Origin of the sequence: Marivita sp. S0852, assembly GCF_046591575.1 — a bacterium.
Classification (GTDB): domain Bacteria; phylum Pseudomonadota; class Alphaproteobacteria; order Rhodobacterales; family Rhodobacteraceae; genus Marivita.
Window position 1 is genome coordinate 23,169 of sequence record NZ_JBIQWA010000016.1, and the last position, 10,948, is coordinate 34,116.

Consider the following 10,948-nt stretch of genomic DNA (forward strand, 5'->3'; position numbering starts at 1 on the left):
AGCCTAGCGCCGCCGCGCGGTGATGCTTTCACCGTTTGCTGTCTGCAGGATCAGGGGCCCGTCCGCCTCGAAGCGAAAACTCCCGACTTTTTCAAACAGCGACAACAGCCTGCGCTCCTGTTCTTCCAACGCCGGAGGGCAGGCCATCATCGTGGTGCCCGCCGGTGACAAGATCAGCGCGTCGTCATCGACCTCGTAGATTCCTATAAGCCGGTTGCAGGTGGCGTTTCCCGCAAGCTGTCCGCCCGGCAAAAACAGCAGGCTTGCCGGGCTGTCGTCGATCACGCCCTCCCCGTCAATGTCCTCGATGATCCATTCGCGTCCGACGAGTGCGGGCGTTTGGTCTTGCGCCATCAAATATTCGGCCACGGCTCGGTAGGCGGGCAGCGATGTGGGGTCGTTCGCCACGTTTCCGGCGACGGGATGCGAAGCAAAGCGCACGATCACCATGTCGGCGGTCGGGTCGATCCAGATCGTCTGGCCGTGGACGCCCCGCGCGGCAAATGCGCCGTGATCGTCGTGACTGATCCACCACAACCCGCGATAGCTCCAGCCAGGCAGCGTGTTGTATCCGGCGCGCGCGAAGGCCTCCCTGTCGCCGCCCTCCCTGATCCGGGAAATGGCAGCGGCAGGGATCACCTGTTCGCCGTTCCATTCGCCCTCGTTCAGCACAAGTTGCCCCAGCCGTGCCATGTCGCGCAGCACCGCGTTGAAGCCGCCGCCCGCAAACGGCGTGCCAATGGAGTCGACTGTGAAAAACGCCTCGCGTTCGGTCCCAATCCGTGACCAGATGCGGTTGGACAAATAGTCGGCCACCGAAACACCCGTTGCCCGGGCAATCAGCCAACCTGCTGCATCGGCGTTGACCGTCTTGTAGCCAAAAGTCTCGCCATGGGTGCCGTCTTGTTCAACAGTTTGCAGATACTCAAAGTAGCTGCGCGGACCCTCGTAGCCGTCGGGCTTGGGCAGGGGGCTGCCCGCTTCGGCGTAAGTCCAGACTTCGGCATCTGGATCGGAGTAGTCTTCGGAATAATCCAGCGCCGTCGTCATCTCCAGCACTTGCGCGACCGTAGCGTTGCCGAAGGCGCTACCCCGCAATTCGGCGATGACATCGCCTGCGAGTGCGGTCTCGTCCAGCGTGCCTTCGGCCACCAGCGTTTCGGCCAGCAGACCTGTGATGCCTTTGGTGACAGACATTGCGCCGTGCAAGGTGTTTTCATCGAGACAGCCATCGTAGCGCTCATAAACGATGCGCCCGTGGTGCAGGACGATGATGCCGTCGGTGTAGTTGGCGTCGAACGCCTCATTCCACGTCATTTGCTCAGCACTGCCCAACGGCGTGAACGTCACCGCATCGAGGCCCGCATCGAGATCGACGGGAAGTGTGCTGATATCTCCGGTGCCGTGCGGTACGACGACACTCGGCATGAGTTCACGGAAGTGGCAAACTGTCCATCGCAGCTTCGGGAAGGCGAAGTAGTCGGGGTCGGTGAAGCGGATCGTGCGATCCTCTGGTGGTGGAAAGCCTTGCATCCAACCCATCGTTTCGGGATCGGATGCCCGCGCATCCAGCGTCGTCTCCTGAGCCATGATCTGACCTCCGAACATAAGAAGCGCCGCCAAGGATGCGGCTGTGACCTTGACCATCACCCACGCCCGAGCTGTCCCAAGCGTCATTGCGACGATCTTCCCAATGCCGACGACAGTGCCAATGACGGGTGCGACCTGGTTTGGGACAGTGAAAGCGGAGGGGGAATCCATAGGTGTTTTCCTTAAAAGGTTAGTCACGACTGCATAACAGCGCACGATTGTTCCGGGCGTTCAGGGGTTCGGGGGAAAAGCAGTCAGATGAAATCTGGCTCGCTGAACGACGACGCCATCGTCTCCAAGACGAGCATAGTTATTGACTACTTAGAATACAATTTGTGGGCCTCTTTTGGCACAAACACGCGCGGCTCAAGCCCCGGCAAGTCGATAAGTTGCAGTTCTTCATGCCAGACCCGTATTGATACAAGAATGGCGTTGTCAGGCTGGCCAATAGGCATTTGGCCAGGCGATAGCGTCAACGCCCGGAGTTTCAGCGTGCCCGATGGAAAAGCGTCATGATTTGCCCAAGGCATCTTCAATGTAGAACATGCGAACCGCTGTCACCACGACAAACAGAATTGGTGTCGCGAACATGATCCCCAAAAGTCCGAACAGGACACCAAAGGCCACAACCGTCATAATGATGAGGGCGGGGGCCAGGGAGGTTGCCTGTTTTTGCACGTTGGGCGTGATGAAATTTCCTTCAATGTTTTGCACTACGAAAATCAGTCCCGCGACCCAGAGCGCCGAGACCGGATCGACCGAAAAGGCGATCAAAACAGCCGGTGCGCCGCCGATATAGGGGCCGAGATAGGGGATGAAATTGGTGACACCCGCGATGATCGCCAATGCGATGGGAACCGGCGTGCCGATCCAGATCAAACCTCCGGCCATCAACACCGCGACCGCGATCATCGCAACCAGTTGGCCCAAGACCCAACGGAACAGTCCCGTGCCTGTCTTGTCGAAATATTCGGCCACCCGTCCCGTCAGCCGCTGGGGAACCAGGGCCAGAGCGCCCTGTCTATAAACGGCCGGATCGACAGCCAGAAAAATCGCGACCGAAAGAACGACGAAGAGATTGGCAATAACACCAAAGAGCGTTGAAAACGTGCCGGTGATAAATCCCAGGATACTCCAATTACCCGGATCCGATCGGCTTTCGATTTGCCTTAACAGAAACGCGCCCCAGTCTGTGTCGCGCAGACGAGTTTCGATATCGTGCAATGCATCCGGCAGCGTGTTGGACAGTGTTGCAAACTCTGACGTGATACGTGGCCCGGTCGACATGAAGATCATTGAGATCAGGGCGGCGAGACCGACAATGACGAAAGCCAGCGCGGTTTTTGGCCCTAACGGTGTCCTCGCCGAGATCGCGTTTGCGCCATGCCGGAACACGATAGCCAGCAGCAATCCGGCGAACGCGAGAAACACCACCTGCCGCAACGTCCAGAACGCAATGGCAATGGTCAGGATCAGCAGAACCACCAGTGACGAACGCGCGACCCATGCCGCGTCGAAGCGAATGTGTTCTTCCCGTAAGGTGCGCTCTTCCGTTTGGCGGGGTTGGGGGCTTTCGGCTTGATGGGTCATAGCAGCCATTCTACGGGCAACTTGCCAATCGTCCACAGGGCGACCCGGCGCGGCAGGTTTGTGCCGGGTTCATGTCGCATCGGGTCTTCCTCTGCAACCTCCCAAACAAGCTCCGATCCATCGCGACGCACGCGCCAGGCTTTCCTGTCCAGCGCGCGGTCGAAGGCATCGTGAATGCGTCCCGCCATCGGCGGACTGTCGATCAGGAGGCCCAATTCAGTGTTGAGAGTTGTGGAACGGGGATCGAAATTGAACGAACCGACAAAGACGCGGGCCCGATCCACGGCAAAGGTTTTGGCATGAAGGCTTGCGCCAGACGAGCCGAAGGGGCCTGTTTCCTCAACCGGGATTTTGACGGCGATGCGTTTACGCAGCTCGAACACTTCTACACCGGCGTTCAGAAGGTCGCGTCGGTGTTTGGCATAACCTGCATGAACTGGCAGCACATCCGTCGCTTCGAGCGAGTTGGTCAGCATCCGCACTTTCACGCCGCGTTCCGCAAGGGTGGCAAAGGCGCGCACGCCAGCTTTTGAGGGAACGAAGTAGGGTGAAATGCCATCAAAGCAGTCTGCGATCTCGCCCACGGCATTTGTCAGGCGGCTGGCGAGTAGATCTTCCCGCGCGACTGCGCCTTCTCCTTTGGCGGGCGTGTCGCTGACCAGAACGGCATCCGTCCATTCCAGATCAAGGGTTCCCCGTGCGAGGCGCTGTACCAGCTGGGAACCTCCGACCTGCTCTTTGTAGGTAGCGAACTGCGGATCGGACCGATAGCGCGCCAAATCCTGTGCGATAGGATCGGTAGCGGGCGGCGCACCGACGATGGGACCTGCGGGATGCACAGGCGGCGCGTTCCAATAGCGATCAAAATCCGCTGCGATCTCTGGCACAACCCGGCCTACCGTAAGAACGTCAAGATCGACATAGAGCGGCGTTAGACCAGTATCGAAATACTCATCCCCAATGTTACGGCCGCCCAGTACCGCGACGGCCCCGTCGATCACAAGGCACTTGTTGTGCATCCGGCGGTTAAGGCGAAAAAAGTCGAACCCGTAGGATAGCACTTTGAACCGCCGCAAGTTGAACGGATTGTAGAGCCGCACCTGCACATTAGCGTGAGAGACCAGTTGTGCGATCTGATGATCAAGGCCGGATGTGCCGTTATCATCCAGCAGAAGCCGCACGCGCACACCACGCTCTGCTGCACGCCATAATGCATCGAGCAACAGGGTGCCCGTCAGATCGCCATGCCAGATGTAGTATTGCGCATCGATACTGTCTTCGGCGGCATCGACCAAGATCATTCGCGCCGCGAAGGCGTCGTTGCCTTCGCCCAGGGCTGCGATGCCGGATAAGCCCGGATGGCATGCGACAAGCGGTGTCGTGATGCGTCCCAGTTCCGTTGCCATGCTTGCCGGACGTGCCTTGCCGGTTTCAAGAATGTTACGGGGTGGAAGACGGAACAGCAGACGGGCAACAATGACAACGGCAATGACGATCAAGGTCAAAACCACTGTCACCCACAAAAGAGAGCCGATAAAACCGATCATGCGCCTGACGCCTCGGCGCAGGCAGATGGGTAGTTTTCAGCTTTGCCAAGTATCGCGATCATCCCTGTTTTATGTCCCGTTCATGATAGTGATACTATTGATATGGACGCTTTCTGCATAGGGCGGGGCCCTTCACCTGTCTTTGGCGACCGAAGCTATAAAGGCCGATTTTCAGAATGTTCGCGATGCTTCGTTCATTCAAGGGCAACTGGTCAGTCGCCGATGACCGACGGTTAGACAGGCGACCGCCGCCGGTGCAGAGCGGCGATCGACGCAAGGCCTATTGCCCGTCTGCCAAGCTATTCGCCAAAGAGCCGCACGACAGAACCGCCGCCATGTACCTTGACGATCTGTCCACTGACCCAACCGGCAGCAGGCGATGTTAGCCAAAGCATCGCGTTTGCGATATCCTGCGGCTTGCCGGTGCGCCCGATCAGGTTGTCAGGATGCTTGAGCCGCTCTTGCGTTGCCTCGTCCAGCCCCGCATCGGCGTAGCCTTCGGTCATCACGGTCCCGATCAGCACCGTGTTCACCCGCACTTTCTGCGCCAGCATATGGGCCAGCGAGATCATCATCTGATTCAGCGCTGCCTTGGCCGTGCCATAGCCCAGAATGTCATAGGCTGGCACCACCGAGGAAAACGAGCCGGAATTCGTGATGCTGCCGTTTTCGGCCTCTTTCAGATGTGGCAGGCAGGCCATCGACATCCGGTAGGCGCTGACCGTGTTCAGTTTGTAAGCGTTGACCAATTCCTCTTCAGTGATCTTGGTCGGATCGTCGTGTCGCGGCCCCCAACCGACGTTGTTGACCAATGTCGAAATGCCACCGAAAGCCTCCACGGTGGCTTTGACCAGCGCGTCGATATCCTCGGCCTTGGTCACGTCGCAACCCATGCCGAGGCAACGGTTCCCGGTTGCGTTTTCGATCTCGGCCGCCGTTTGTTTGGCCTTGTCGCCCTGCAGGTCGGCGATCATCACGTTGGCCCCGGCCCCCGAAAGGGTCTTGGCAATGCCCGCGCCGATGTTCTGCGCGCCGCCGGTGATCAGGACGTTGTGGCCTTCCATGTTGAAGTCCGCAAATGCGTTGAATGTTTCAGCCATGATCTGGCTCCTTTCTTAAGTTTGTGTCCACGAACGCAGACATCGAAATCTATCTCAGTCCAGTTCCTGCACGCCGCCGCCCGAGACGGTGAGGATTTGGCCGCTGACCCAACTTGCGGCAGGGCAGCACAGGAACAGGGCGGCGTTGGCCATGTCTTCGGGCTCACCCAGCCGGTTGATGGGCGTGTGGGCCAGCATTGCTTTTTCGATGTCATCGTTCAGCACGGATTTGAGCGCATCGGTGCGCGTGGCACCAGGTGCTACGGCATTCACCCGGATGCCTTTTGGGCCGAGATCAAAGGCGATATTGCGCACCAGATGGCTGGTCGCGGCCTTGGACGAGCCATAGGACGCCATGCGTTTGTTTTTGTTCTCAGCCGACATCGACGTAATGGCGAGGATCGAGCCGCCTCCGGCTTTTTCCATCTCGGGCGCGGCAAGCTGCGCCAAACGGAACAAGGAGAACACGTTCAGCTCAAAAGCCCGGCGGAAATCCTCCATCGGCATGTCGAAGGGCTTGGGTCCGCCGCCGCCGGCATTGGCAACGAGAAGCGTGAGTTTGCCGAAAGTATCGACGGTGTCATTGACCAGCGCGGCCAGATCGTCGTCCTTGGTGACGTCGCAGGCCATACCGGCGGCCTTGCCACCATTTGCCGTGATCCCATCTGCCACGGCTTGTGCCGTCTCGGCCTTGAGGTCACTGACCATGACGGCCGCCCCGGCACCGGCAAAGGTCTCGGCGATAGCGCGGCCAATTCCGGCCCCCGCTCCGGTTACAATGGCGACATCGCCATCAAGCGTGAAATCTTTCGGATCGTACATTCGTCATATCTCCTTTTGAATTTGTGCCAGCGTGCTTGCCAAGTGTCCCGGCTAAAGCCGCTGTTCTTTCCCGACCGTGCGCAGTCCAAAAGCCAAAATGGTGAAGAGGATGCCGATCGCTATGGACCAGACCGCGATCAGCCAGATGAATGACAAGAGACCAGCCTGGGGAACCGCAATCAGAAGAACCCCAAACAGGATGGATAGAGCGCCACCGAGCCCCAGGAGCCATTCGCCTTCGATTTTCTTGCGAAGCTGAATAGCCGCGACGATGCGCAGGATACCACCAAGGATGGCCCAGGCGGCGATGAACATCAGGAGCACGAAAGCCGTTACGCCCGGCATGAACAGCGCCAACAGCCCAACAAACACGCCGAACACACCATCCAGCAACCATAGCCACCACTTGTCGATCCGGTCGCGGTAGCGGATGGAATCCGCAATGGCGAATGCGCCATCCACAAAGGTCCAGGCGCCGAATAGCAACACCAGCACGGACATCGTCAGCCCCGGCCATGCGAAGGCAGCGATACCGAACAGAATGGCGGCAATCCCGCGTATGAGCAGGAGCCACCAGTTGCGTTCAAGATAGCTTGTGAGTTCGGTCATTGTTTCACCCTTTCTGACTGGTGGTTTCCTGATGCGCCATGGCGCTCCTTCTAGAAAGGTTGTGAGGCTGAGCTCGTAAAACAACTGCTGTTCCTGATCCCGTTCCCCATTCTGGGCAACGTGGTATTGTACAGCCAAGGCGTAGAATTCAGCGGCTGACGTTCGGAGGAGCATTTTGGGAAATCAGTTAGAAGACTACTCGGCCCATGTTCGTGCTTTCGCCAGGCTTTTGATCAAGCTTCGGGCCGAACTGGGCAATGACCTTGACCAGGTCTTGATAATTGCGGTTGTAGCTGAACGACATTACACGGCGATCGAAACGGCTAAAGGCAGCGCTTGCGGGGAGGGCTCTCACGAGTCCGAGACAGCTATGGGTGGCATAAATGCCTATTCCGTCGCGCTTTATACGGGTATCCCGAGGGAGACCGTGCGGCGGAAGATAAAGTTGTTGGTTGAGAAAGGCTGGCTGAAAAGCGATGAACGCGGAAACCTGACGCCGACGCCGCAGACCGCGTGGGACTTGAAAGAGGGCACTGCCGCGACGTGGGACTACATACGCGCCATCAGGTGCTCGAATTGCAATAATGAGAAACGCTGATGCCAAACACGACCGACCAGGAAACGCAACGCGCTGCGGCAGGAAAGCGTTGCGAATACGTGCAGCACAAGAAACGCCACGATCAGACGTGCGCCGATGCCATGCGGCACCCTTGGGAGGTAATTCCGAAAGTCAGGCAGACTGGCGGTCGAACCGCCAAAGATCACCTCCCCCGCGCCGGATAAGAGCATCATGCCGATTCCGCTGGCTGCCATTCCAAGCGTGACAACGTAAAACAGGACGTGGACGATGGTGGCCGGGATGCGCTGACTACGGGATGTGGCGAGCAGCGGCGTCGACTTCCGGTCTACCAATACCCACCAGCCGACCCGGAACAGGGTCAGGGCCAGAATGGCAAGACCCAGGGGCACATGCAGTTGCAGCAGAGCCGCCTTTGCCTCTGTATCGGTCAATGAAGATATCCGGAATCCTGTGCCCATCAGTATCAGGATGAGCACGGCGCTGAGCCAGTGAACGGTGACGGCAACGGTGCCGTAGCGGGCGGGTGTGCTTTTCATGACATTGATCCTTCGATCAGACCGGGCGGCGACGCAGCTTGCCGGTCATGCGCATTCCGTCACGCATGTTGAGACCGAGCAGACCGATGTTGACCGCCCCCGCGGTCAGCTCGACCGTCTGCACGGCGTAGAATGTGGTATCGAACGCACCTGCCTGCGCCTTGAACGACAGGTAGAGCGCCGAAGGGATCAGGACCGCGATGCCGTTGGCGGCGATGAAGGGCATTCTCTTCTTCTTTGCAGCAACCAACGGTCCGCGCATGTTCCTGCCCCTTTGGAAGCCGGATCCTCCCGTTGCGATCAAGGCCGGTATGAGGATGATAAATCCCCAGGGGATCAGTGTTTTGACTGGGGTTACGACTTCGGGGCTCGTAAAAACCTCCGAGAAAGCGGTCGACAGCCAGAACGTGAGGATCGTCAGCAGGGCGATGCCGCCTGCAATCGGGTGGATGGCTTTGATCATTGCGCCACTCCTTTCTGTGGAAGCCATAGCATAGCAAGCTATATTATATTGCATAGCAGGCTATTCAAGTGGTATGCAAGGGGTATGAGTTTCGTGAAAGATCAATCGGCGGGATATCTCGCAAATCACATGGCGCGCGTTTTTGCGCGGGGCTTGACAGCGAGGATCAAGCCGCTGGGCCTGACGACCGGCACGTTTCCGGCGCTGCTGGAGCTCTGGGAGACCGACGGGCTGACGCAAAAGCAACTGGTCGAGCGGCTGGACATCGAACAGGCGACGATGGCCAACACGCTTGCCCGCATGGAGCGCGATGGACTGATTGTCCGCAAGAAGGATACAAATGACGGACGGGTGCAACGGGTCTGGCTGACCGACCGGGGGCGTGGTTTGCGCCGTCCGGCGATCGAGGCGGCGATGGCGGAGAACGCGGAGGCGCTTGCCAGTCTATCAGAGGACGAGCAGCGTCACTTGATCAGGCTTATGCAGAAGGTCATTGCCGCAAGGAAAAACCGAAGCGATTCCGCTTCGGCTCAGCCAAACTACAAATAGGCCAAAACCGGTGCTTTATTTCGGTGTTTCCGGAGCGTCGCTTTGTGCGGGTCTAGCTGCCCTTGCCTGTCTGGGATGCCATCCGCTGTCCCGTTCTCTTCCCCAGCCTCTTGTGCAGGCGCTCTGCGGCCTTGCTTCGCAGGGCGGGTGCATCTGCGTCCTGGAGGTCTGCGAGCATGTCGAGGCGGGCCTCTTCGGCGGCGGCTTTGGCGGCGTCGTAGCCCATGCGGGCGATGGAGAAGCGGCGGGTTCTGGAGCGGCGGGGGCGTTTGTCGCCGGTGGCGGGGCGACCTTTGATATCGTCTGCGGGCAGCTCGATGCGGGCGATCCACGCGGCCGAGCGGCCGTTGGTGGCCTTGGCATAGCTCACGCCGGTGATCTCCGAGAAATGTTCGCCCTTGGCCTTCTTGCGGCTGACCTGGCGCAGTTCGGCCCGGGTGAGCGGCGGCACGATCTCTAGCACCGCATCGCGGTAGGCGCGTGCGACATAGAGGCTCGCGGCACAGCCCCCGTAGGTGCTGTCGGAGAACGTCGTCTGGATCATCCGCCCGCCGCGGGACACGCGCACAACCCAGGCCTGCTGGCCCCGGTCATAATCAGGGGACTTGCGCGCGATCCCGTAGAGATCGGTGGAGCCACTTCGCGGTGCGATCAGGGATGCTGAAGATCCCTGCCTCGCCGCAGCGTTACCGTTTTGCGCGTCGTGGCTTTGTAACCCTGGCTGCTGTTGTACGTTCCGCCTCTGTGCCATCGCCGCTGCGCGCCCCCCCGTGTCACCTCCCATCAGCATGTTAGCAGGTTGAAGCCCCTTGGGGGAGATCCGTGGATGAGACCGCGCCTCTGATACTAGCCTTCGCCCACTGATCGGCGGAGTTCCGCAGAGCTTTCAACTGCACGGGTGACTCTCGGCTATGAGGATGTAGGCTTTGGGCATTGGATTAATCTATCCCACCGGAGCCTGCCTTATGAATGCCGAAGCTGACTTCATTCAGGCCGAGCGGATCTTGCGGATCGAGAGCCCGTTGGGTGCGGATGTGCTGCTGGCGCAGAAGCTGAGCTTGCGGGAGGCGATCTCGGAGCTGTTCGAGGGGCAGGTCATTGTCCGGTCCAAGACGCCCGATCTGGTGCCGCAGGATCTGCTGGGCAAAGCAGTGGATGTCCCTGGGGCTTGATGTGGAACACAGCGCAACCGAGCGTGTCGGTGAGACGAAGATCACGAATGTCGGACGGGATTACCGGGTTTCCGTCACCGGGAACTTCAAGGAAGTGATCGGAAAGCGGAAGGTCATCGATGCGCACGAGGAAATCCTGATCCGTTGCGGGGCGGCATCCTTGCTGTTGCGCGCCGACGGCGGAATTGAATTGAACGGCCGACGTCTCGATATCGATCAATCTGAAGATGTGAAGGTCACAGCTGGCCGCATCGATCTGAACTGATGCGTAAAGGGTGGGCATTCGTTGCATTGATCGCGCTCGTGGGTATCGGCGGCTTCGCGCTGTCTTGGACCGGAACGGAGGACGACGTGAAAAGTGATTTCACAATCTACATGGAGGAACCAATC

At 59.1% G+C, this 10,948-nt stretch carries 12 protein-coding genes; 3 read left to right on the forward strand and 9 right to left on the reverse strand.

Annotated features, from left to right (window positions below; translation table 11 throughout):
- Positions 1-3: 3 nt before the first annotated feature.
- The 8 genes from ACG74X_RS20010 to ACG74X_RS20045 form a co-directional block, all read right to left on the reverse strand.
- The gene (locus ACG74X_RS20010) at positions 4-1,761 is read right to left on the reverse strand and encodes a serine hydrolase (protein WP_411237091.1); all 1,758 of its coding nucleotides are present in this window, start codon (positions 1,759-1,761) and stop codon (positions 4-6) included.
- A gap of 339 nt (positions 1,762-2,100) precedes the next feature.
- Entirely contained in the window at positions 2,101-3,180 is a 1,080-nt protein-coding gene (locus ACG74X_RS20015) for an AI-2E family transporter (RefSeq protein WP_411237092.1), read from the reverse strand.
- Entirely contained in the window at positions 3,177-4,727 is a 1,551-nt protein-coding gene (locus ACG74X_RS20020) for a phospholipase D family protein (RefSeq protein WP_411237093.1), read from the reverse strand. Before ACG74X_RS20020 ends, ACG74X_RS20015 begins: the two co-directional genes overlap by 4 nt.
- Positions 4,728-5,026: 299 nt before the next feature.
- Positions 5,027-5,827 (reverse strand): SDR family oxidoreductase, encoded by an 801-nt coding sequence (locus ACG74X_RS20025; protein WP_411237094.1) that lies wholly within the window; start codon positions 5,825-5,827, stop codon positions 5,027-5,029.
- 54 nt (positions 5,828-5,881) lie between these two features.
- Positions 5,882-6,649, reverse strand: coding sequence for a 7-alpha-hydroxysteroid dehydrogenase (hdhA, locus tag ACG74X_RS20030; protein ID WP_411237095.1), 768 nt, complete (start codon positions 6,647-6,649; stop codon positions 5,882-5,884).
- Positions 6,650-6,700: 51 nt separating this feature from the next.
- The gene (locus ACG74X_RS20035) at positions 6,701-7,258 is read right to left on the reverse strand and encodes an HdeD family acid-resistance protein (RefSeq protein ID WP_411237096.1); all 558 of its coding nucleotides are present in this window, start codon (positions 7,256-7,258) and stop codon (positions 6,701-6,703) included.
- A 549-nt stretch (positions 7,259-7,807) separates the two neighbouring features.
- The gene (locus ACG74X_RS20040; RefSeq protein WP_411237097.1) at positions 7,808-8,374 is read right to left on the reverse strand and encodes a cytochrome b; all 567 of its coding nucleotides are present in this window, start codon (positions 8,372-8,374) and stop codon (positions 7,808-7,810) included.
- A 16-nt stretch (positions 8,375-8,390) separates the two neighbouring features.
- On the reverse strand, positions 8,391-8,837 hold the full coding sequence (locus ACG74X_RS20045) for a hypothetical protein (RefSeq protein ID WP_411237098.1): 447 nt from the start codon (positions 8,835-8,837) through the stop codon (positions 8,391-8,393).
- Between the two features lie 84 nt (positions 8,838-8,921).
- Between ACG74X_RS20045 and ACG74X_RS20050 the strand changes: the two genes are divergently transcribed.
- A complete protein-coding gene (locus ACG74X_RS20050; protein WP_411237099.1) occupies positions 8,922-9,386 on the forward strand; it encodes a MarR family winged helix-turn-helix transcriptional regulator in 465 nt (154 codons plus the stop codon).
- Positions 9,387-9,438: 52 nt separating this feature from the next.
- Here the strand turns inward: ACG74X_RS20050 and ACG74X_RS20055 are convergent, their stop codons facing one another.
- Entirely contained in the window at positions 9,439-9,930 is a 492-nt protein-coding gene (locus tag ACG74X_RS20055; protein ID WP_411237100.1) for a hypothetical protein, read from the reverse strand.
- Between the two features lie 421 nt (positions 9,931-10,351).
- Between ACG74X_RS20055 and ACG74X_RS20060 the strand changes: the two genes are divergently transcribed.
- Both ACG74X_RS20060 and ACG74X_RS20065 read left to right on the forward strand, forming a co-directional pair.
- Entirely contained in the window at positions 10,352-10,558 is a 207-nt protein-coding gene (locus tag ACG74X_RS20060; RefSeq protein WP_411237101.1) for a hypothetical protein, read from the forward strand.
- Positions 10,542-10,823, forward strand: coding sequence for a hypothetical protein (locus ACG74X_RS20065; protein ID WP_411237102.1), 282 nt, complete (start codon positions 10,542-10,544; stop codon positions 10,821-10,823). Before ACG74X_RS20060 ends, ACG74X_RS20065 begins: the two co-directional genes overlap by 17 nt.
- The last annotated feature ends 125 nt before the right edge of the window (positions 10,824-10,948 follow it).

Excerpts from the sequence above, each read along its gene's own strand:
- ACG74X_RS20010 (WP_411237091.1), bottom strand. The coding sequence starts at position 1,761 with ATGGATTCCCCCTCCGCTTTCACTGTCCCAAACCAGGTCGCACCCGTC.
- ACG74X_RS20015 (WP_411237092.1), bottom strand. The coding sequence starts at position 3,180 with ATGACCCATCAAGCCGAAAGCCCCCAACCCCGCCAAACGGAAGAGCGC.
- ACG74X_RS20020 (WP_411237093.1), bottom strand. The coding sequence starts at position 4,727 with ATGATCGGTTTTATCGGCTCTCTTTTGTGGGTGACAGTGGTTTTGACC.
- ACG74X_RS20025 (WP_411237094.1), bottom strand. The coding sequence starts at position 5,827 with ATGGCTGAAACATTCAACGCATTTGCGGACTTCAACATGGAAGGCCAC.
- hdhA (WP_411237095.1), bottom strand. The coding sequence starts at position 6,649 with ATGTACGATCCGAAAGATTTCACGCTTGATGGCGATGTCGCCATTGTA.
- ACG74X_RS20035 (WP_411237096.1), bottom strand. The coding sequence starts at position 7,258 with ATGACCGAACTCACAAGCTATCTTGAACGCAACTGGTGGCTCCTGCTC.
- ACG74X_RS20040 (WP_411237097.1), bottom strand. The coding sequence starts at position 8,374 with ATGAAAAGCACACCCGCCCGCTACGGCACCGTTGCCGTCACCGTTCAC.
- ACG74X_RS20045 (WP_411237098.1), bottom strand. The coding sequence starts at position 8,837 with ATGATCAAAGCCATCCACCCGATTGCAGGCGGCATCGCCCTGCTGACG.
- ACG74X_RS20050 (WP_411237099.1), top strand. The coding sequence starts at position 8,922 with ATGAGTTTCGTGAAAGATCAATCGGCGGGATATCTCGCAAATCACATG.
- ACG74X_RS20055 (WP_411237100.1), bottom strand. The coding sequence starts at position 9,930 with ATGATCCAGACGACGTTCTCCGACAGCACCTACGGGGGCTGTGCCGCG.
- ACG74X_RS20060 (WP_411237101.1), top strand. The coding sequence starts at position 10,352 with ATGAATGCCGAAGCTGACTTCATTCAGGCCGAGCGGATCTTGCGGATC.
- ACG74X_RS20065 (WP_411237102.1), top strand. The coding sequence starts at position 10,542 with ATGTCCCTGGGGCTTGATGTGGAACACAGCGCAACCGAGCGTGTCGGT.